Annotated in this window: 14 protein-coding genes; 13 read left to right on the top strand and 1 reads right to left on the bottom strand. The window is 67.7% G+C overall.

Annotated elements, in window-relative coordinates:
• Positions 1–158 precede the first annotated feature (158 nt).
• The gene (locus AB1I47_RS16310) at positions 159–2,015 is read right to left on the bottom strand and encodes a phosphoenolpyruvate carboxykinase (GTP) (protein WP_354684785.1); all 1,857 of its coding nucleotides are present in this window, start codon (positions 2,013–2,015) and stop codon (positions 159–161) included.
• Positions 2,016–2,511: 496 nt separating this feature from the next.
• On the opposite strand from AB1I47_RS16310, the gene AB1I47_RS16305 reads away from it, so the two are divergent.
• The 13 genes from AB1I47_RS16305 to AB1I47_RS16245 all read left to right on the top strand — a co-directional run bounded on the left by AB1I47_RS16305 (position 2,512) and on the right by AB1I47_RS16245 (position 22,596).
• Complete coding sequence (locus tag AB1I47_RS16305; protein ID WP_354684784.1) at positions 2,512–3,537, top strand: D-2-hydroxyacid dehydrogenase family protein; 1,026 nt, start codon at positions 2,512–2,514, stop codon at positions 3,535–3,537.
• Between the two features lie 301 nt (positions 3,538–3,838).
• Entirely contained in the window at positions 3,839–5,011 is a 1,173-nt protein-coding gene (locus AB1I47_RS16300; RefSeq protein ID WP_354684783.1) for an MFS transporter, read from the top strand.
• Between the two features lie 202 nt (positions 5,012–5,213).
• Entirely contained in the window at positions 5,214–5,852 is a 639-nt protein-coding gene (locus tag AB1I47_RS16295; protein ID WP_354684782.1) for an MOSC domain-containing protein, read from the top strand.
• A gap of 258 nt (positions 5,853–6,110) precedes the next feature.
• On the top strand, positions 6,111–7,349 hold the full coding sequence (locus AB1I47_RS16290) for an efflux RND transporter periplasmic adaptor subunit (RefSeq protein WP_354684781.1): 1,239 nt from the start codon (positions 6,111–6,113) through the stop codon (positions 7,347–7,349).
• A gap of 3 nt (positions 7,350–7,352) precedes the next feature.
• Entirely contained in the window at positions 7,353–10,565 is a 3,213-nt protein-coding gene (locus AB1I47_RS16285; RefSeq protein WP_354684780.1) for an efflux RND transporter permease subunit, read from the top strand.
• Between the two features lie 302 nt (positions 10,566–10,867).
• Entirely contained in the window at positions 10,868–13,147 is a 2,280-nt protein-coding gene (locus AB1I47_RS16280; RefSeq protein WP_354684779.1) for a TonB-dependent hemoglobin/transferrin/lactoferrin family receptor, read from the top strand.
• A 17-nt stretch (positions 13,148–13,164) separates the two neighbouring features.
• Positions 13,165–17,184 carry a cobaltochelatase subunit CobN gene (gene cobN / locus AB1I47_RS16275; RefSeq protein WP_354684778.1) on the top strand — a complete coding sequence of 1,340 codons (4,020 nt, stop codon included), beginning with the start codon at positions 13,165–13,167 and terminating at the stop codon, positions 17,182–17,184.
• A 6-nt stretch (positions 17,185–17,190) separates the two neighbouring features.
• On the top strand, positions 17,191–17,700 hold the full coding sequence (locus AB1I47_RS16270; protein WP_354684777.1) for a MotA/TolQ/ExbB proton channel family protein: 510 nt from the start codon (positions 17,191–17,193) through the stop codon (positions 17,698–17,700).
• A complete protein-coding gene (locus AB1I47_RS16265; protein ID WP_354684776.1) occupies positions 17,697–18,044 on the top strand; it encodes a DUF2149 domain-containing protein in 348 nt (115 codons plus the stop codon). Before AB1I47_RS16270 ends, AB1I47_RS16265 begins: the two co-directional genes overlap by 4 nt.
• An 11-nt stretch (positions 18,045–18,055) precedes the next feature.
• Positions 18,056–18,889, top strand: coding sequence for a ChaN family lipoprotein (locus AB1I47_RS16260; RefSeq protein ID WP_354684775.1), 834 nt, complete (start codon positions 18,056–18,058; stop codon positions 18,887–18,889).
• Positions 18,890–19,345: 456 nt separating this feature from the next.
• Entirely contained in the window at positions 19,346–20,314 is a 969-nt protein-coding gene (locus AB1I47_RS16255) for a Bug family tripartite tricarboxylate transporter substrate binding protein (RefSeq protein ID WP_354684774.1), read from the top strand.
• Positions 20,315–20,575: 261 nt separating this feature from the next.
• A complete protein-coding gene (locus tag AB1I47_RS16250; RefSeq protein WP_354684773.1) occupies positions 20,576–21,049 on the top strand; it encodes a tripartite tricarboxylate transporter TctB family protein in 474 nt (157 codons plus the stop codon).
• Between the two features lie 32 nt (positions 21,050–21,081).
• Positions 21,082–22,596: a tripartite tricarboxylate transporter permease gene (locus AB1I47_RS16245; RefSeq protein WP_354684772.1), complete on the top strand. Its 1,515-nt coding sequence runs from the start codon at positions 21,082–21,084 to the stop codon at positions 22,594–22,596.
• Positions 22,597–22,604 lie beyond the last annotated feature (8 nt).

Genomic DNA, 22,604 nt, shown 5'->3' with positions numbered 1-22,604 from the left:
ATGGGGAGAGGGTTGGGGTGAGGGGTGGGCTAGCAAGGAGCCACACCAAGCGGAGCCAACGGTTTAAACCCACAGGCGTCAGCCTTTGACCCGCCTGCCCTCTCCTCGCCCCGCTCTCCCGCAGGCGGGAGAGCGGGGCGCAAACCAGCAGCCGACTGTCAACCCTCCAGCCGCTTGCCCAACGCCGCCCGCGTCTCCGCCAGCGCCTGCGGCAGATGATGCTTCAGCTGCGTGAACAACTCATCATGCAGCGCCAGCTCCTTCTGCCAGGCATCGCGATCGATCGAAGTCACCTGCTCGAACTGCGCCGGCGAAAACTCCAGCCCGTTCCAGTTGATGTCCTGATACCGCGGCGTGGTGCCAAACATATGCTCGGCGCCCTGCCCCTTGCCTTCCACGCGATCGATCATCCACGACAGCACGCGCATGTTCTCGCCAAAGCCCGGCCACACGAAGTTGCCTTCGGCGTCCTTGCGGAACCAGTTGACGCAGTAGATCTTCGGCAGCTTCGCGCCGGCGGCTTCCAGCTTCTTGCCGAGTTCGAGCCAGTGGCCGAAGTAATCGCTCATGTTGTAGCCGCAGAACGGCAGCATCGCGAACGGGTCGCGGCGCACCACGCCTTGCTGGCCAGCAGCGGCGGCGGTGGTTTCCGAACCCATGGTGGCGGCCATGTAGACGCCTTCGGTCCAGTTGCGCGCCTCGGTCACCAGCGGCACGGTGGTCGAACGGCGGCCGCCGAAGATAAACGCATCAATGGGTACGCCGGCCGGGTTGTCCCAGTTGTCGTCGATCGACGGGCACTGCGATGCCGGCGCGGTGAAGCGGGCGTTCGGGTGCGCAGCCTTGGCGCCGGTGGCCTTGGCGATTTCGGGGGTCCAGTCCTTGCCCTGCCAGTCGATCAGGTGCGCCGGCGCTTCCTTGGTCATGCCTTCCCACCACACGTCGCCGTCGTCGGTCAGCGCCACGTTGGTGAAGATGACGTTTTCCTTCAGCGTCGCCATCGCGTTGTGGTTGGTCTTCTCGCTGGTGCCCGGGGCCACGCCGAAGTAGCCGGCTTCCGGGTTGATCGCGTACAGGCGGCCGTCCTTGCCCGGCTTGATCCAGGCGATGTCGTCGCCGATGGTGGTGACCTTCCAGCCCTCGAAGCCCTTGGGCGGGATCAGCATGGCGAAGTTGGTCTTGCCGCAAGCCGACGGGAACGCGGCGGCGACGTGGTACTTCTTGCCCGCGGGCGAGGTCACGCCCAGGATCAGCATGTGCTCGGCCAGCCAGCCCTCGTCGCGGCCCATGGTCGAGGCGATCCGCAGCGCGAAGCACTTCTTGCCCAGCAGCGCATTGCCGCCGTAGCCCGAGCCGAACGACCAGATCTCGCGCGTTTCCGGGAAATGGACGATGTACTTGGTGGGGTTGCACGGCCAGGGCACGTCCTTCTCGCCGGCGGCCAGCGGCTTGCCCACGGTGTGCACGCACGGCACGAATGCGCCGTCGCTGCCCAGCACTTCGTACACGGCCTTGCCCATGCGGGTCATGATGCGCATGTTCACCGCCACGTACGGCGAATCCGACAGTTCCACGCCAATATGGGCGATCGGCGAGCCCAGCGGGCCCATCGAGAACGGCACCACGTACAGCGTGCGGCCGCGCATGCAGCCGTCGAACAGGCCGTTCAGCGTCTGGCGCATCTCCGCGGGAGCGGTCCAGTTGTTGGTCGGGCCGGCGTCTTCCTGCTTCTCGGAGCAGATAAAGGTACGGTCTTCCACGCGCGCCACATCGGACGGGTCGGACAGGGCCAGGAAGGAATTCTTGCGCTTGGCCGGGTTCAGCCGCTGCATCGTGCCGGCGGCCACCATCTGCTCGCACAGCCGGTCATATTCTTCCTGCGAGCCGTCGCACCAGTAGATATTATCGGGCTTGGTCAGCGCGGCGATTTCCGCGACCCAGGCCACCAGCTTGGGGTGCTTGACCCAGGCGGGCGCATTGACAGCCGCTGTGCCTTGCATCGTGGGGTGGTTCATACTGCAACTCCAGGTTTGTAAAGGGAGAAAGGGAAAGAAACCTTGCAAAGCCTGGCCGGCGGGCGGTGGACTACGCACTGCGTTCCGCACCGCGCCGTGGGCGTGGATCGTCACATCCCGTTACAACTCCGCGGCGAGCCTTGCTGTGCAAAAGGTCGCGGCGGTCCCTGCGGCTGCGCTAAAGTTGCGCTTCGCCCGCGCAGGGATAGCTGCGCGCGCCGGGCGGGCTTTGTCCGGATGCGTCCGCATGACGGGAGCGAGGCTCGACCGACAATCCGCGGCGGCACCGGAGCGGGCAAGGATACCACTGGCGCACCCCCCTGTTTTTTGCTGCGCAACAATTGCCGGGCCCGTCTGGCACAGGCATTCCCCCCATGCGGCGGGTACGGTTGCGTGGCGCCGGCGTGGGGTTCTCAACAATACTGTTGGCCGGCGCGCGGCTCCGTTGCCGCGCGCACCAACCGGCACAAAGGCCGGTAGACAACCAGAGTTGCCGATGAAGATTGCCGTACTCGACGATTACCAGGACGCCGTACGCAAGCTGCCCTGCTTCAGCTTGCTGGAGGGGCACGACGTCAAGGTGTTCAACAACACCGTCAAGGGCGTGGGCCAGCTCGCCGCGCGCCTGTCGGACGTGGAAGCGGTGGTGCTGATCCGCGAACGCACCCGCATCACCCGTCAACTGCTGGAAAAACTGCCCAAACTGAAGCTGATCAGCCAGACCGGCAAGGTCGGCGCCGGCCCCGGCAGCCATATCGACCTGGATGCCGCTACCGACCGTGGCGTCGCGGTGCTGGAGGGTGTGGGCTCGCCGGTGGCGCCGGCGGAGCTGACGTGGGCGCTGATCATGGCGGCGCAGCGGCGCATTCCCCAATACGTCGCCAGCCTGAAGCATGGCGCGTGGCAGCAATCCGGGCTGAAATCGACGACGATGCCGCCCAATTTCGGTCTTGGTCAGGTGCTGCGCGGCCAGACGCTGGGGATCTGGGGCTACGGCAAGATCGGCCGGCTGCTGGCGGGCTATGGGCGCGCCTTTGGCATGCGGGTGATGGTGTGGGGGCGCGAAGCGTCGCAGGAAGCGGCCCGGGCGGACGGCCTGGATGTGGCGGAATCCAAGGAACAGTTCTTTGCCGACAGCGACGTTTTGTCGCTGCACCTGCGGCTGAACGACGACACCCGGGGCATCGTCAAGATGGCTGACCTGACGCGGATGAAGCCGACCGCGCTGTTCGTCAACACCAGCCGCGCCGAGCTGCTGGAAGAGAATGCGCTGGTGACCGCGCTGAACCGCGGCCGGCCAGGGATGGCGGCGGTGGATGTGTTTGAATCGGAGCCGATCCTGCAGGGGCATGCGCTGCTGCGGATGGAGAACTGCATCTGCACGCCGCATCTGGGGTATGTGGAGCGGGACAGCTATGAGCTGTACTTCCGGACGGCGTTCCAGAACATCCTGGATGTGCTGGGCGGCAAGCATGACTGCATTGTTAATCCGAAGGCGTTGACGCCGGCGTTGTCGCGCTAGGAGCCACATCAAGCGGGGCCAACGGTGTTGACCCACGGACCTCAGCCTTTGACACGCCTGCCATCACCCCCACCCTCTCCCGCGCGCGGGAGAGGGGAGCCGCGTTCATGCGGCGTTGGCTGCGGCTGACGGCATAGGCTTCGGCCAACCGCATAGGCTGCCGCCCCCCAATTCCCCCGCGAACGCGAATTCCGCGAAACCGCTACACTCGGTGCTTCCCTCCCCGCCCGGCCCGCAACGGTCCGCGGCTGCTCCGATAACAACAAGGCGCCCTCGCGCTGCCCCTTTTTCCAAGGCCGGCATGGACCCCAGGCTCGTGACGCTCTGCGTCGGCAATTTCGTCATTGGCACCGGCGCGATGATCGTTACCGGCATGTTGAACGACATTGCCGCCGATTTCGGCCTCGGCGCCGCCAGTGCGGGCCAGCTCGTATCCGTGTTCGCGCTCGCCACCTGCATCGGCGCGCCGCTGTTTGCGACGCTGGGTTCGCGCATCGACCGCCGGCTGCTGCTGGCCGGTTCGCTGCTGGTCTATGCGGTCATGCACCTGGCCGCCGCGCTGGCCCCGAGCTTCGCCGTATTGATGGCGATCCGCTTCCTGACCGCCATCGGCGCGGCCATCTACACGCCGCAGACCGCGGCCACGCTGCCGCTGCTGGTCGATGCAAAGACGCGCGGGCGCGCCATCAGCTTTGTCTTCCTGGGCTGGAGTATCGCCAGCGTGGTGGGCGTGCCGCTGGGGACGTGGATCTCGTCCACGCTGGGCTGGCGCGTCAGCATGGCGCTGGTGGGCGTGATGGCGCTGCTGGTGTCGGCGGCGGTGTGGCGCGCGCTGCCGCGCGGGCTCTATGTGCCGCCGGTCGGGCGCGCGGCATGGGGTGCGGTGCTGCGGCACAAGCCGATCATGCTGGTGGTGCTGACCACCATGATTTCGTCGGCCGGGATGTTCACGGTGTTTACCTATGTCGCCCCGCTGCTGCGCGACGTATACGGCATCAGCGGCGGTGCGCTCAGCCTGATGTTCCTGGCCTACGGCGCCTGCGGCGTGTTCGGCAACGCCGTGGCGGCGTCGCGCATGGACCGGGTGACGCCGAGCCGGATCGTTCAGGTGACGCTGCTGACCTCGCTCACCGCCATGGTGCTGTGGCCGCTGGCCGGGCTGGGCAGCGTGGCGCTGGTGCTGCTGTTCATGCTGTGGGGCGTCGGCGGCTTTGCCACCAACAGCGCGCAGCAGGCGCGGCTGGTGATGCTGGAGCCGGAGCGGGCCTCGGTGTCGATCTCGCTCAATTCCTCGTCGATCTACCTGGGCCAGGCCGCCGGCGCCATGACCGGGGCCGCCATCTATACGCTGGCGGGCGCCGAATCGCTGCACTGGGGCGCGGCCGCGATGATGCTGGTCGCGCTGGCGGTGTCGCAGCGGGCCCGGGCGCTGGGCTGCCAGGCACAGCGCACGCAGGCGCCGCAGCGGGCGTAATCCACAGGCGGGGCCACGCCGGACCCGCGCCGCCAGGGCCGGGTTCGTGCGCCAGGGCCGTGCAGCCGTGGCCACCGCTGGCCGCACACGTCAGGTGAGCCACCGCACCAAGCCCTTGTCCACAGCGTTATCCGCCCCGTTATCCTCAGGGATATCCGCAGCTTATCCACATCCCTTTCCACAACCACCAAGCGAGGGCGCAGTGAGCGAATCCAGACCCTGGCAGCCCCGTGCGCGCGTGCTGGCGGTAAGCCTGGGCAAGGCCATCCCGCTGGTGGTGGCCGGCGCGGGCACGGAAGCGGTGGTGCTCTCCGGCATCCGCAAGCACCCGGTCAGCACGCTGCTGCACCCGATCTGCGTGCAGGTGATGGCGCTGGGCATGGCCGGCGACGAGCAGGCCGACCTGACCGTGCACGGGGGCCTGGACAAGGCGGTCTACGCCTATCCGTTCGAGCATTACCCGTGGTGGAACGCGCGCCGGCGTGCCTGCTCGCAGCCGGATTCCGGCCAGCCGCTGCCGTTCGGCGCCATGGGCGAGAACCTGACGCTCGACGGGCTGCTGGAGTGCGACCTGTGGGTCGGCGACGTGCTGCGCATTGGCACCGCGCTGCTGAAGGTGGAGTCGCCGCGCCAGCCCTGCTACAAGTTCAACGCGGCACTGGGCTACCGCCATGCGGTGCGCGACATGGTGCAGAGCGGGTTCTCGGGCGTCTACCTCAGCGTGGTGCGCACCGGTGCAGTTCGCGCCGGCGATGCCGTCATTGTGCAGGCCGGGCCACGCGAACTATCGATAGACAGTGTCAATCAGTGGCGTCGCGAGGGCCGGCGGCAGCTTTTCTGATAATGTTTGTCTAACCATACAAGCGCCCCGCTACACACATCCCCGGTCTCCTCCGTGGTCCGGACGGCGTTTGCTGGCGCCGCCCGTCACCAGGTTCTTTCCCCCTGTAACGGACTGTAATACGCGGCGCTAGCCCCTGGCGGCGAAGCGCGGTACTAGTAGAGTCTTTGCGCAACACGCACCGGCGCATGTCGTCACAACAAGCCGGGCGAACCACGGGGAGTGGCGCAAAGACGCGGTGCAGAGGGTCCAGACAAGATGAAAACTGACAGGATCGACCAGCCCAAGAGCTTCGTCGACAACAACTGGAGGGCTGCCGCCGGGACCGGGCGCGGCCGTGTATCGCCCTGGGTCGTGGTGGCCGTGGTGCTGGTGATCGCCGGCCTGGGCTGGTTTGCGTGGCGGACCTGGTTCGCGCCCAAGCCGGCGCCCAGGGCGCCCGCCGCGGTGGTGGTGTCCACCGCGCGCGTGCAGCAGGGCGACGTGCCGCTGCAGGTCTCGGCCAACGGCAATGTCACCGCGTTATCCACAGTCGAGGTGCGACCGCAGGTGTCGAGCACGGTGCGCACCGTTCATATCAAGGAAGGCCAGACCGTCAAGCCGGGCGACCTGTTGTTCTCGCTCGATACCCGCATGGACGAGGCCAACCTGGCCAAGGCGCAGGCCCAGCTGCTGAAGGACCAGGCCGACCTGGCCGACGCGCGTCGCACCCTCCAACGCAGCAAGGAGCTGCTGGAGCGCAACTTCATCTCCAGGAGCGCGGTGGACACGGCCCAGGCCAAGGTCGATGGCTTTGCCGCCACCGTGCGCGCCGACCAGGCCGCGATCGAAGCCAGCCGCGTCGCGGTCAGCTACGGCGCCATCCGCGCCACCATCAGCGGCCGCACCGGCGTGATCAACGCCTTCCCCGGTTCGCTGGTGCTGCCCAACAACACCCTGCCCATGGTCACCATCGCCCAGGTGCAGCCGATCGCCGTCACCTTCAGCCTGCCCGAGCGCCAGCTCGCCGCGCTGCGCGAGGCGCTGCAGGCCGGCCCGGTACAGGTCACCGCGCAGCCCAACGACGGCGGCAAGGCCCCGGTGACCGGCAGGATCACCTTTGTGGATAACACCGTCGATCCGCAGTACGGCACCATCCGCGTCAAGGCGCAGTTCGACAATGAAGAGCAGCGGCTGTGGCCCGGCACCTACGCCAACGTCAGCGCCGTGGTGCAGACCCTGAAGGGCGCGCTGTCGGTGCCGCCGCAGGCGGTGGTGACAGGCCCCGAAGGCCGCTTTGTCTACGTGGTGCAGCCTGACAGCAAGGTCGCGCGCGTGCCGGTGCGGGTGGTGACCACCACCGCCGCCGCGGCCGTGGTCGAGGGCGTGCAGCCGGGCGCGCGCGTGGTGGTGGAAGGCACGCAGAACCTGCGCCCCGGCGCGCTGGTGCGCGAGGCGCCGGCGGCCGGTGCCTCGGCTCCTGCCGCTACTCCGGCTGCCGCCGCCACGGGGCACTGAGCCATGACGCTCTCCGAACTCTGCATCCGCCGTCCGGTGATGACGGTGCTGCTGTGCCTGGCGGTGGTGGTCGCCGGCATCGTGCTGTACCCGACCATCCCGATCGCGGCGCTGCCCAGCTTCAACTCGCCGGTGATCCAGGTCACTGCCACGCTGCCGGGCGCCAGCCCCGAGACCATGGCGGCGTCGGTGGCCACACAGCTCGAGAAGCAGTTCGCGACCATCCCCGGCGTGACGGTGATCAGCTCGCAGAACACGCTGGGCAACTCCAGCATCACCATCGAATTCAACAACGACCGCAATATCGACGACGCGGCCGTCGACGTGCAGGCGGCGCTGTTCCGCGCGCAGCGCTCGCTGCCGATCGAGATGACGGTGCCGCCGTCGTACCGCAAGGTCAACCCGGCCGACGCGCCGGTGCTGCTGCTGGCGATCAACTCGCCGGCGATGAGCCTGGCCGACCTCAATGCCTTCGGCGACAACCTGATCTCGCCCACGCTGGCCACGCTGCCGGGCGTGGCGCAGGTGCAGATCTTCGGGCAGAAGCGCTTTGCCGTGCGCGTGCGCGCGCACCCCGACGCGCTGGCCGCGCGCGGCCTGACGCTGGACGAGCTGGCGACCGCGCTGAACCGGGCCAACGCCAACACGCCGGTGGGCACGCTCGACAGCGCGCGCCAGACCCTGACCATCCAGGCCAACCGGCAACTGACCAACGCCGACGCGTTCCGCAACATCATCGTCGCCAGCCAGCCCAACGGCGCGCTGGTGCGGCTGGCCGACGTGGCCGAGGTGGAGGACAGCGTCGAGACCATCAAGACCGGCAGCTGGCTCAACAACGAGCGCTCGATCGTGCTGGCGGTGCTGCGCCAGCCGGATGCCAACACCGTGGCGGTGGTCGACTCCATCAACGCGGCCCTGCCCCGGCTGATCCAGCAGATGCCGGCATCGGTCAACGTGTCGGTGGTCAACGACCGCTCGCGTTCGATCCGCGAATCGATCCATGACGTGCAGTTCACGCTGGCGCTGACGGTGGCGCTGGTGGTGATGGTGATCTTCCTGTTCCTGCGCCGCGCCGCCGCCACGCTGATCCCCACGGTGTCGTTGCCGATCTCGCTGATCGGCACGGTGGCGCTGATGAAGGCGTTCGGCTACAGCCTGGACAACGTGTCGCTGCTGGCGATCACGCTGGCGGTGGGCCTGGTGGTGGATGACGCCATCGTGATGCTCGAGAACATCGTGCGCCATATCGAGGACGGCGTGCCGCCGCTGAAGGCCGCGCTGGTCGGTTCGCGCGAGATGGGCTTCACCATCCTGTCGATCTCGATCTCGCTGGTGGCGGTGTTTATCCCGATCTTCTTCATGCCGGGAGTGATCGGCCTGCTGTTCCACGAGTTCGCCGCGGTGGTGTCGCTGGCGATCCTGGTGTCGGCGCTGGTGTCGCTGACGCTGATCCCGATGCTGTGCGCGCGCTTTTTGTCGGCCGAGAACGTGCCGGTGGACGAATCGCACCATGCGTATGGCGACCATGGCGGCCATGCCCCCGCGGCACCCCTGCCGGCGCCGGTGCAGAAGCAGACCTTCGGCATGCGCTCGACGCAGTGGTTCGAGAACCTGTTCGAATTCACGCTGCACCGCTACGCGCGCGGGCTGGACTGGTGCCTGGCGCACCGCCGCACTGTGCTGGCGGTGGCCGGCCTGACCTTCGTGCTGACCGCGGTGCTGTTCGTCACCATCCCCAAGGGCTTCTTCCCCGAGGAAGACATCGGCCAGATCCGCGTCAACGCCGAAGGCCCGCAGGACATCTCCTTCGACGCCATGGCCGAGCGCCTGCGCGATGCGGCCGAACGGATGCGCGCCAACCCCGCGGTGAAAAGCATCGTGGTCGCCATCGGCGGCGGCCCGTCGCCCGCCATCAACACCGGGCGCATGTTCGTCGAACTGCAGCCGCGCGGCGAGCGCGACGCGATGCCGAAGGTGATCGAGTCGCTGCGGCGCGATGTTGCCGGCGTGCCGGGCCTGGCGGTGTACTTCGCGCCGGTGCAGAACCTGCAGCTCGGCGGGCGCCAGAGCAAGAGCCGCTACCAGTACACGCTGCAGAGCGTGAAGGCCGGCCAGCTGCAGGACTACTCCGACAAGCTGATGGCGAAGATGCGCGCCGACCCGATCTTCCGCGATGTCACCAGCGATTCGCAGCAGTCCGGGCTTGAGGCGCACCTGTCGATCGACCGCGACAAGGCCAATGCGCTCGGCATCCAGATGCAGGACGTGCGCACCGCACTCTACTCAGCGTTCGGCGAGCGGCAGGTGTCGACCATCTATACGCCGATCGACAACTACTACGTGATCCTGCAGGCGGCCGATATCGACCGCGTCGACGAGACCGCGTTCTCCAAGCTCTACGTGCGCAGCAAGACTGGGCAGATGGTGCCGGTCTCCGCCTTTGCCACCACCGAACGGCGCGTGGGCCCGATCGCCGTCAACCACCAGGGACAGCTGCCGTCGGTGACGGTGTCGTTCAACCTGGCGCCGGGCGCGGCGCTGGGCGATGCCTCATCGCGCATCGACCGCTACCGCCAGGAAATCGCCATGCCCACCTCGATCTTCACGAGCTGGGGCGGCGACGCGGCGGTGTTCCAGTCGTCGCAGGCGACGCAGATCGTGCTGCTGGTGGCGGCCATCGCGGTCATCTACACGCTGCTGGGCGTGCTGTATGAAAGCTATATCCATCCGCTGACGATCCTGGCGGGTTTGCCCTCGGCGGCGGTGGGCGCGTTGCTGACGCTGTTTATCTTCAATGTCGAGCTGTCGCTGATCGCCGTGATCGGCGTGCTGATGCTGATCGGCATCGTCAAGAAGAACGCGATCATGATGATCGACTTCGCGCTGGCGGCGCAGCGCGAACAAGGGATGACACCGGCGAAGGCAATCCGGCAGGCGTGCCTGCTGCGCTTCCGGCCGATCATGATGACGACCTTTGCCGCGGTGATGGGTGCGCTGCCGCTGGCGCTCGGCTTGGGCGCCGGTGCCGAGTTGCGCCAGCCGCTGGGGCTGGCGGTGGTTGGCGGCCTGCTGTTCTCGCAAGTGATCACGCTGTTTATCACGCCGGTGATCTACCTCGCGCTGGACCGGTTCTCCGGGACGGGGCCGTTGCAGATCGATTCGGAGGGGAACAAGCTGCCGGAGAAGGCGCCTGGGGAGGCGGTGAAGCAGCACTGAGGCTTTCTTGCACCACAGCAAACTCGCGGCGGCCGTCCCGCTCGATGAATTGGATTTCGGTCATTGGCAGGCGCCTCCGCGTGGGCGTTGGACCGGTCTCCAACATTGCACACATGTAGTACTGCCGCCACATCCTTTGATCTAAGCCCTTTACCAATCAGGCTTAAATGATAATAATTCTCGTTAACTAAAAACGGCGTCACCCGCGACACCCTCGTTGTCGCGCTCAGCGCCTGCACGCCAGCCAGCCATCCGTCACGGTTTCCCGCCAGCCAGCGTCCGATTTCTTCTGGGGAGAATCCATGAAACGTCGCTGCCTGGCGCGCCTGCGCGCCTCTTTCCGGGTCACGCCTGTTGCTGCGGTTTGCGCCGCGCTAGGTTCGCCAGCCATTGCCGATGACGGGGGAGGCAAACGCGCCACCGTCGCCGCGCTCAATGAAGTGGTGGTCACCGCCACCCGTACCGAAGAGCGCGCCGATGCGGTCGCCTCCACCATCACCACCCGCGAGGCGCGCCAGATCGAGCGCGCGCAGCCCGTCGACGAGGCCGGCCTGTTTGCCGACGAGCCCGATATCGACGTGCCGCGCGACCGCCGCCGCTTTGGTGCCGGCAGCATCAATATCCGCGGCATCGAAGACAACCGCGTGCTGCAGATGGTCGACGGCGTGCGCCTGCCTGACTTCTTCAACGGCGGCGGCCCGTCCAACATCTCCAGCGCCACGCGCGATGCGCCCGAGTTCTCGTTCCTCAAGCGCGTCGAAGTGCTGCGCGGCCCGGCATCGAGCCTGTACGGCTCGGATGCGATCGGCGGCGTGGTCGCCTACGCCACCAAGGATCCCTCCGACCTGATGCACGGCCGCAAGGCCGGCGGCGAGCTGGGCCTGAACTGGAACGGCATCGACAACGGCTTCGGCCAGACCGCCGGCGTCGCCGGAGGCAACGACACCATCCAGGGGCTCTTCATGTACGCGAACCGCAACGCGCACGAAATGAAGAACATGGGCAGCGACGACTCCAGCTCGGTCAATCGCACCAGGCCCAACCCGCAGGACGTGCGCACGCAGGCATGGCTGGGCAAGATCGTGCTGAACGCCAGCCCCGAGCACAAGTTCAAGCTCACCTACGAACACCGCGAAGCCAATACCGATACCGATATCCTGCGGCTGTCCAACGCGCTGCCGCGCGTGACTTCGTCCACCGGCAGCGAAGACCTGAAGCGCGACCGCGTCAGCCTGGACTACGAATGGAAGCCCGCCAGCCGCGTGCTCGACCGGCTCGCCGCGCAGGTCTACTACCAGGAAGCCGACACCAGCACCTTTACCAACCAGGTGCGCAGCAATACCAGCACGGCGTGCTCGGCCACCACGCGCGGCACCAGCCTGTGCAGTGTCGATCTCGACTTCGCCTTCAGGCAGCAGCAGACCGGCTTCAACCTGCAGGCCGACAAGTCCTTCGCCACCGGCACCGTTGAGCACCGGCTGATCGGCGGCGTCGATTTCCTGCGGGTGCGCTCGGCGGAATCGCGCGACGGGCTGGTGCGCAACCTGACCACCGGCACCACGTCGAAGTCGATCGCCGGCGAGACCTTCCCGCGCCATGACTTCCCCACCGGCGAGACACGCCAGACCGGGCTCTTCGTGCAGGACGAGCTGCGCTTCTTCGACGGCCGCTTCACGCTGACGCCGGGGCTGCGCTATGACCACTACTCGCTGTCGCCCGATGGCGACGACCTGGTCTACAACCGCGCCGCGGGACGCCCCGCGGTCAGCAAGAGCGATTCGCATGTGTCGCCCAAGCTGTCGGCGCTGTGGCAGGCCAGCGAGCGCGTCAACCTGTGGGCGCAATACGTCTTCGGCTATCGCGCGCCCAACTACCAGGAAGTCAACGGCAGCTTCCGCAACACGGTGCAGGGCTACGGCGCCGCCCCCAATGCCGACCTGAACGCCGAGAAGAGCCGTTCGTTCGAGATCGGCGCGCGCTATACCGATGACAACGTGCAGACCAGTGTCGCGGTATTCGACAACCGCTATCGCGACTTTATCGAGCAGGTGCAGCTCACCTGCCCGTCCGATCCCGCGTGCCTGCCCGGCCTGCGCGCGACCTACCAGTACCGCAACCAGACCAGCGTGCGCATCTACGGCGCCGAATGGCGCGGCACATGGCGCTTCCTGCCGCAATGGCGCGTCGACGGCGCGGTGGCCTATGCGCACGGCAACAACGAGCAGACCGGCCAGCCGCTGAACAGCGTGTCGCCGCTGCGCGCGAGCGCGGGCCTGAGCTGGGAGCGCACGCCGGGCCAGGGCGCGGGCATTCGCTGGCGCGGCGCGCGGCCGGTCACGCGCACCGACGATACCTCGTTCACCTACTTCAAGCCGTCGGGCTACGGCGTGGTCGACCTGCAGGCGTGGTGGCGCTTCAACCGCTACGTCAGCCTGGCGCTGTCGGTGAACAACCTGTTCGACAAGAAATACTGGCTGTGGGGCGATGTGCGCCAGACCGGCGTCGCGGCCACCGAGCCCGGCGTGGACTTCTACACGCAGCCTGGCCGCACCTTTGCCGCCAGCCTGAAGCTGTCGTTCTGAGCCGCGGGAGCGCTGCCATGTCCCCACAAGACACAATGAAGCGCCGGTGCCTGTATGCGCTGCTGTGCCTGCTGATGCTGGCAGGCGTGGCGCAGGCCGCCACGCCGCGCATCGCGATCCTGACCAGCTCGCCGGTGCCAGCGGGCAAGTTCGCGCCGCTGCGTGAGCTGGCGCAGGCACAGGGCATGGCGCTGGAGGCGCAGTACCTGGAGCGCATGCCGGCGCCGGATGTGGCGCCGTTTATCCACGGCGCCGACATGCTGATCGTCGATGCGCCGCGCGACCATATCGTCACGGCGATGCTGCAGAAGCTCGGACCGTTGTGGACCGACGCGCGCGTGCCGCGCATGCTGATCGCGACCGACCGCTACGAGGCGCACGGCGTCGACGACAAGCTGGCCGCGCAACTGCATGCGTATTATGTCAACGGGGGCCGCGCCAACTTCAGCGCGATGATGCGCACGCTGGCATCGCGGCAGTTCCGCCTGCGCGCCGACGACAGCATCCCCGCGCCGGTCGCGTTCCCGAAGGCCGCCTACTATCACCCGAAGCTGGCCAACGGGATCACCACGTCGCCGCAGCAAGCACTGGCCGCATCGGGCAGCGACGGCCCGGTGATCGGCATCGCCATCCACCAGGCCTATGTGTCGGGCCTCGACAGCGCTTTTATCGACGACCTCATCCACCGCCTCGAAGCGCGCCACGCGCGCGTGCTGGCGTTCTATGGTCCGGTGATGGATGCCGACGGCATCCTGCGCATGGCCATGCCCGATGGCAGGCGGCTGGTCGATGTGCTGGTCAACGGGCAGATCATGCTGAACCCGCAGGGGCGCAGGGCCGAATTCGAGAAGCTCGACGTCCCCGTGCTGCAGGTGATGCCCTACCGCAAGGGCGACGCACAGGCGTGGCAGGACGACCCTCATGGCATCAGCCTGACCGATACGCCGTTCTATCTGGTGCAGCCGGAACTGGCCGGCGTGATCGATCCCATCGTGGCCGCGGCGACGGCCAAGGGTGACGGCGCCATCGTCAGCCTGCCCGCGCAGCTCGATGCGGTCGCCGACAAGGCGCTGGCGCTGGCGAAGCTGCGCCAGCTGCCCAACGCCGACAAGCGCGTGGCGATCCTGTACTACAACTACCCGGCCGGCGAGAGGAACCTGTCGGCGTCGTTCCTGAATTTGCCGAAGAGCCTGGCCGGCACGCTGGCCGCGCTGCGTGCCGCGGGCTACACCACCGAGGCCGCCGACGAAGCCCGCTTGCAGCGCGACCTGGCCGCGCTGCTCGCACCGTTCTACCGCAGCGGCAAACTCGAGCCGTTGCTCGATGCGGGCCTGGCGGTATGGATGCCGATGTCGCAATACCGGCGCTGGTACGACGCGCAGCCGGCGGCGTTCCGCGCGTCGGTGGCGCAGCGCTGGGGCAACCCCGAGCAATCGGCGATGGCGACCACGCGCAATGGCGAAGCGGGCTTCGTGATCCCGCGGCTGCAGCTCGGCAACGTGGCGCTGATGCCGGTCCCGCCGCGCGGCGAGCGCAATGAACCGGACGAGAAAGCGCTGTACCACTCCACCACCACGCCGCTGAACCACTTCTACATGGCCGCCTACCTGTGGGCGCGCGAAGGGCGCGAAGCGCTGGTGCACTACGGCACGCACGGCACGCAGGAATGGACGCCGGGCAAGGAGCGCGGCCTGTCGGTGACCGACCAGCCTTACCTGGTGCTCGGCAACGTGCCGGTGATCTACCCGTATATCGTCGACGACGTCGGCGAGGCGATCCAGGCCAAGCGCCGCGGCCGCGCGGTGATCGTCAGCCACCAGACGCCGCCGTTCCGCCCCGCCGGTCTGCATGCCGAGCTGGTGTCGCTGCACGATAAACTGCACCAGTTCCTGCAGCAGGATGAAGGCGCGGTCAAGGACACGCTGAAGCAGCAGATCCTGGCGCGCAGCGCGTCGATGCATCTGTTCGAGGACATGGGCTGGAGCGCGGCGCGTGCGCGTGCCGATTTCAGCGGCTATCTCGACGCGCTGCATATCCATTTGCATGAACTCGGCGGCACGCTGCAGCCGTATGGCCTGCATACCTTCGGACAGTCGCAGGAAGTCGGGTTGCGGCTCTATACAACCATGGCGATGCTGGGCAAGGACTGGCTCAAGCGCGTGTTCCCGGACGAGCCCGAGGAGCTGTTCGCGGCCGACTACAAGCAGCTGTCCCAGACCGCGCCCTATGCGATGGTGCGGCGCTATGTGGCCGAGGGCGCATCGCTGGATGCACTGCGCGATCCGCGCCAGCGCGAGGACATGCAGCGCGCGCGGCAGCTCTATGCCAGCCTCGATGCGTCGCCGGAGAACGCCGGCCTGCTGACCGCCCTCGCCGGCCGCCACCTGCTGCCCGGCACCGGTGGCGACCCGGTGCGCAATCCCGACACGCTGCCGACCGGGCGCAACCTGTATGGCTTCGACCCGTCCAGGGTGCCCAGCCGCGAAGCGTGGCAAGCGGGCCAGGCCGCGGCCGAAGCGATGATTGCCGACTGGCGCAATCGGCATGGCAGGTATCCGGACAAGCTCGCGTTCTCGCTGTGGAGCGTCGAGACCATGCGCCACCAGGGCATGCTGGAAGCGCAGGCGATGGCGGTGCTGGGCGTGCGGCCGAAGTGGGACGACGGCGGCCGCGTGGTGGGCGTCGAAGCGATTCCCGCCGCGGAACTGAAGCGGCCGCGCGTCGATGTGGTGCTGTCCGCAACGGGGCTCTATCGCGACCATTTCCCCAACCTGATGAAATGGCTGGCCGAAGCCGTGAAGCTCGCCGCCGCGCAGCCTGAACCCGACAACGTGGTCGCCGCCAATACGCGCGCGGTGCGCGAGCGGCTGGCCAGGCTGAACGTGCCCGCCGACCGGCTCGATGCGCTGGCGGTGACGCGGATCTTCGCCAGCGAATCGGGCAACTACGGCACCGGCCTCAACGATGCCACGCTGGTCACCGACTCCTTCGGCAGCGGCCGGCAAGCCGATGCGAGGCTCGCAAGCCTGTACCTCGCGCGCATGCAGTATGCCTATGGCCCCGACGAACAGCACTGGGGCGAGGCGCTGCCGCAGCTCAACCTGTATGCCGAGAACCTGAAGGGTGTCGACGGTGCGCTGCTGGCGCGCAGCTCCAACCTGTACGGCATGCTGACCACCGACGACCCGTTCCAGTACCTGGGCGGCATCGGGCTGGCGGTGCGGCACCTGACCGGCAAGGCGCCGGAGCTGCTGATCTCGAACCTGCGTGACGCCAGCAACGCGCGTACCGAGACCGCTGCAGGTTTCCTTGCCAGTGAACTGCGCACGCGCTACTTCCACCCCGGCTGGATCGAAGGCATGAAGGCCGAGGGCTACAGCGGCGCGCTCAATATCCTCGATACCGTCAACAACTTCTGGGGCTGGACCGCGGTCTCGCCCGAGATCGTGCGCGACGACCAGTGGACCGAGTTCGCCGAGGTCTATGTCAACGACAAGCACAAGCTCGGGCTCAACGAGTGGTTCGACCAGCATGCGCCGCAGGCACAGGCGCAGGTGATCGAGCGGATGCTGGAAGCCGCGCGCAAGGGCTACTGGAAGGCGGACAGCAAGCTGGCGCGGACGCTGGCTCAGCGCTATGACGACCTGGCGCGGCGCCATGACATCGTCAGCAACAACCGCGCGTTCAACCAGTACCGCGCGCAGCAGGTGCGGGCCGGGGCCGAAGGCTTCGGCAAGCAGGCGCCGGCTGCGGCGAAGCCTCGTTCCGCCGCACCCGCCGCACCCGCCGCGCCGGCAAAACCTGCCGCCACGCAGCCCGCGCCGCCACCGCAACCCGCGCAGCCGCAGCCGGTGCAAGGCATGCAACTGGTCGAACGCAAGCCGCCGGCGGCCGCCATCGTACCGGTGCTGTCGTGGCTGGCCGGCGGCATCGCGCTGGCGGCGGCCATCGCCGGCGGTGCCTTGCACGCGCGGCGCCGGCTTGCCGCAGTGAAGCACCGGCGCGATCCACTTGTCTCCGCAACCCATCACCACTGAAGCACCATGACACCGACCCTGCTTGAAACCCTGATGTACGACGTCGGCCAGCTCTTCCTGATCCCGACGCTGGCGCTGATCGCGCTGCTGTTTTTGTATGCCTTCTGGGCGCTGGGCGAGTTCGCGATGCAGGCCTGGCTGCGCGCGCGCCATCCGATCGACAGCGGCCGCGGCTATGTGCTGGTGGCGTGGGCGCGCCGGCACAAGGTCTCGCACGCCGACGCGCTCGACGTCGCCGCACATCGGCTGCTGGAGCGCCCGCGCATCGCCACGCGCGTGGCGCCGATGCTGGGTCTGGTGGCCACCATGATCCCGATGGGCCCCGCGCTGAAGGGCCTCTCTGGTGGCAACCTGGCCAATGTGGGCGAGAATCTCACCATCGCCTTCTCGGCGGTGATCCTGGCGCTGATCGCGGCCAGCATCACCTTCTGGGTGGTCAATGTGCGGCGCCGCTGGCTGGCCGAGGAACTGGTGTGGCTGGGGCAGTCGCGGCCACAATGGGAGGCCGACGAATGAAATTCCTGGAGGAGAGCGAGGCCGACGATCCGATCCTGTCGGTGGTGAACCTGATCGACGTGTTCCTGGTGGTGATCGCGGCGCTGCTGGTGGCGATCGCGCAGAATCCGGCGAATCCGTTCACGCATGACGACGTCACCATCATCACCAATCCCGGCAAGCCGGACATGGAGATCGTGTCGCGCCAGGGCGAGAAGGTGGTGCGCTACCAGGCCAGCGGGCAGGTCGGCAGCGGCGACGGCATCAAGGCCGGCGTGGCGTACCGGATGAAGGATGGATCGATGGTGTATGTGCCGGAACAAGGGGCGCAGCAGGCTGCTGCGCCGGTGACCGAAACGAGATAAGGAACGGCATGATGTCATTGCGTTTGTGCGTTGCAGGCCTGCTGGGCGTTGCGGCGCTTGCCGCCGGCTGCGCAACCACGGCGCCGGCGCCCGATGCTGTCAGTGCTGCCTTTGCCGGCAAGTCCTATGTGCTGCTGGGCGAAGTGCATGACAACGCCGCGGCGCAGCGGCAGCGGCTGGCGGCGCTCACGCGTGCCGTCGAGCAAGGGTGGCGCCCCGCCATCGCCATGGAGCAGTTCGACCGCGAGCGCCAGGGCGATATCGAACGCGCGCGCGCGGAGCGGCCGGGCGACGCGGATTACCTGATCGCGCAGGCTGGCGGCGCTGGCGCGTGGCAATGGCCGCTGTACCGGCCGGTGGTGGCGCTGGCGTTGCGGTATGACCTGCCGCTGGTGGCGGCCAACCTGTCGCGGGCCGATGCGGGGAAGGTGGTGCGTGGGGGGCTCGAGAATTTGTTCTCTGTCGATGAGCGCACGCGGTTGGGCCTGTCGGGTGCGCTGCCTGACGACCTCGTGGCGGCGCAGACCGCGGTGCTCGACCGCGGCCACTGCGGCAACTTTCCCAAGGCGATGCTGCCCGGCATGCTGGCGGCGCAGGCCGCGCGCGATGCGGTGATGGCGCAGGTGTTGCGGCCTTACGCGCAGCGGGGCGCGGTGCTGATTGCTGGCAACGGGCATGTGCGGCGGGATATCGGGGTGCCGCGATGGCTGGCTGCGGATGCGGGCAAGGTGCTTAGCGTGGGGTATGTGGAAAGCCCGCCGGAGAATGGGGAGTTCGATATGGCGGTGGTGGTGCCGGCTGTCGATCGCAAGGATCCTTGTTTGCAGGCGAAGCCGGCGGGGTGAGCTGCTCAAACGGCGGCAGCCATCGATGCGCCGGCCCTCTCCCCGGCCCTCTCCCGCCTGCGGGAGAGGGGCTGGGGGAGAGGGCCGGCGTGTCGACGAAGTCATGCCCTCGCCCTCCCTCGCACCCCCGGCATTCCCAGGCCCGAGGCCGATATCCACGTAAACCCCGACCCCTTTCCCGCCCGTTTGACAGCCTTTTGACAGTTTCCCCGTCCTAGAATCCGCCCCATGACCGGAAGCCCCGGTCTGAAGTTCACCAAAATCCAAGAACAGTTCCGGCCACGCCTCGCCGCGCCGGACAGGAGACAACCACCGGCCCTGCGCCCTGTCGCGCAGCGCGCCCAGCTGTGCTCCTTGTCCGTTTGCAACGCACTGGCTGCCGCCGGAGCCCCCGGGTCGGATCGCGGCTGCCACATGGCCGTCATGGCGATCACCGGTACTACCAAGGAGACCGCTATGCGTCGTTCAATTTCCCGCCTGGCCCATGCCGTGATGGCCTCGGCCGCAGTTGCCGCCACCGTTACCGCCGCGCCCGCCTTTGCGCTGGACAACGTCAAGTTCATGATCGGCGCCAACCCCGGCGGCGGCTATGACCAGACCGGCCGTTCGCTCGGCGCGGCCATGGTCGCTTCGGGGCAGGCCAAGACCGCTTCGTACGACAACAAGGGCGGCGCCGGCGGCACCATCGGCCTGACCCAGTTCGTCAACACCGACAAGGGCAATCCCAACGCGCTGATGGTGGTGGGCGCGGTGATGGTCGGCGCGATCGAGACCAACAAGCCGCCGGTCACGCTGAAGAACGCCACGCCGATCGCGCGCCTGTTCGCCGACACCATGGTCATCACCGTGCCGGCCAGCTCGCCGATCAAGTCGATCAAGGACCTGACCACGCAGCTCAAGGCCAATCCCGGCAGCGTCAGCTGGGGCGGCGGCTCCAAGGGTTCGATCGACCACATCCTGGCCGGCCTGATCGCCAAGGAAAGCGGCGTCGATCCGAAGAAGATCAACTACGTGCCGTTCCAGGGCGGCGGCGAAGCCTCGGCCTCGATCATGGGCGGCCATGTGACGGCGGGCATCGCCGGTGTGTCCGAGTTCCTGCCCTTCATCAAGAGCGGCAAGATGCGCGCGCTGGCGGTGACCTCCAAGGACCGCACCGCCGATATCCCGACGCTGAAGGAGCAAGGCGTCAACGTCGAGATCTACAACTGGCGCGGCGTCTACGGCGCGCCCGGCATCAGCGCCGACCAGCGCAAGGCCATGATCGACGCGGTGGTCAAGGCCACCGAGAGCCCGTCGTGGAAGGAAACGCTGACGAAGAACGACTGGACGCCGTTCCTGCTGACCGGCGACGAGTTCGGCAAGTTCGTCGACACCGAATCGGCCCGCCTGGGCGGCACGCTGCGCGAGCTGGGCGTCGCCAAGTAAGGCCAGCGGCCGCGCCGCCCCGGCGCGGCCCCCCCGCAGCACCCGCAATACCGTACCGACCGCATCAACCGCTTTACCTGTCGTGCCCGCAACTCCGCCGGTGATCCCGGCGGCAGGAAAACGGCCGCGGGGCCCGGTGTCCACCTGCGATACCCAAGACCATAACCATATGTCGCCGGGCCCCGCCGCCGCGCGGGCCAGCAAAGCCAGCGTCGCGGACGCCAGCCTCCCCGAGCTGGCGACAAAGGCCAAGGAGTCTCCATGAAACCCTCGCACGTAGCCATCGGCGTTGCCGTCCTGGCGCTCTCGCTGTTCTTCTTCCTCGGGCTGTCGGGCATTTCCGGCGAAGCCGGTTACGCCGGCCTGTCGCCGCGCTTCGTGCCCACGCTGGTGGCCGTCGGCCTGGCCGTGTGCGGTGCGCTGCTGACGTGGCAGGGCGTGCGCGGCGGCTTCCGCAATATGCCGGAAGAGGATGCCGAACTGCCCAATGCGGTGCACAACTTCAAGGGGTTCCTGTGGGTCGCCGCCGGCCTGGTGCTGAACATGGCGCTGATCGGCACGCTCGGCTTTGTGTTCTCTTCCACGCTGCTGATGGTGTGCGTGGCGCGCGGCTACGGCAGCCGCCGCATCGTGCGCGACGCGCTGATCGGCCTGTGCATCACGGTGCCGATGTGGGCGCTGTTTGAATTCCTGCTCGGCATCAACCTGCCGCTGCTGCCCATCGCCGGCTTCTGAGCCCGCCCGCCCGTCCAGCAAGGAGTCTTCGAATGGATACCCTGAACCAGCTGATGCACGGCTTTGCCGTCGCGATCACGCCGATCAACCTGATGTGGGCCCTGGTGGGCTGCTTCCTCGGCACCGCCATCGGCGTGCTGCCCGGCATCGGCCCCGCGCTGACGGTGGCGATGCTGCTGCCGCTCACCGCCAAGGTCGAACCTACCGCCGCGCTGATCATGTTCGCCGGCATCTACTACGGCGCGATGTACGGCGGCTCGACCACGTCGATCCTGATGAACACGCCCGGCGAGTCTTCCACCATGGTCACAGCGATGGAAGGCAACCTGATGGCCAAGAGCGGGCGTGCGGGCCCGGCGCTGGCCACCGCGGCGATCGGCTCGTTCGTGGCCGGCACCATCGCCACCGTGCTGCTGTCGATGTTCGCGCCGGTGGCGGCCGACGTGGCGCTGCAGTTCGGCCCGGGCGAGTACTTCATGATCATGGTGCTGGCCTTCACCACGGTGTCCGCGGTGCTGGGCTCGTCGCTGCTGCGTGGCATGACCAGCCTGTTCCTGGGGCTGGGCATCGGCCTGATCGGCATGGATTCGCTGTCGGGCCAGACGCGATATTCGATGAACGTGCAGGAGCTGTACGACGGCATCGATATCGTGGTGGTCGCGGTGGGCCTGTTCGCCGTGGGCGAGGCGCTGTTCAATGCCTTCTTCCCGCAGCCGGCCGGCACCTTCAACAAGCTCAGTTCGATCCATATGAACAAGTCGGACTGGAAGCGCTCGATTCCCGCGTGGATCCGCGGCACCTTTATCGGCTTCCCGTTCGGGCTGATCCCGGCCGGCGGCGCCGAGATCCCGACCTTCCTGTCGTATGCGAGCGAGAAGAAGCTGTCGGACCACAAGGAAGAGTTCGGCAAGGTCGGCGCGATCGAAGGCGTGGCCGGCCCCGAGGCCGCCAACAACGCCGCCGTGACCGCGACGCTGGCGCCGCTGCTGACGCTGGGCATCCCCACCTCCAACACCACCGCGATCCTGCTGGCCGCGTTCCAGAACTACAACCTGCAGCCGGGCCCGATGCTGTTCCAGACCTCGGGCGACCTGGTGTGGGGCCTGCTGGCATCGCTGTATATCGGCAACGTGATGCTGCTGGTGCTGAACCTGCCGGCGATCGGGCTGTGGGTGCGCATGCTGCGCGTGCCCACGCCGCTGCTGTACGGCGGCATCCTGATCTTCGCGGGCCTGGGCGCCTACGGCATCCGCCAGTCGTGGTTCGACCTGCTGCTGCTGTTCGTGATCGGCCTGCTGGGCATGGTGATGCGCCGCTTTGACTTCCCCACCGCGCCGGTCATCGTCGGCATGATCCTGGGGCCGATGGCCGAGAAGCAGCTGCGCAACGCGCTGTCGATCGGCCAGGGCGACTGGACCCTCTTCCTGCGCCAGCCCATCTCTGCCACCATCCTGGCGATGACGGTGGCGGTGGTGGTGATCCCGCGCCTGCTGCGCTGGCATGCGGCGCGCGGCACGGCGCATGCACAGGCTGACAACGCGGCCTGAAGCGCGTT

The organism is Cupriavidus necator, assembly GCF_040578825.1.
GTDB lineage: Bacteria > Pseudomonadota > Gammaproteobacteria > Burkholderiales > Burkholderiaceae > Cupriavidus > Cupriavidus necator_E.
Note: the sequence above shows the minus strand (reverse complement) of the source record. Positions and strands in the feature narration are given on the sequence as shown.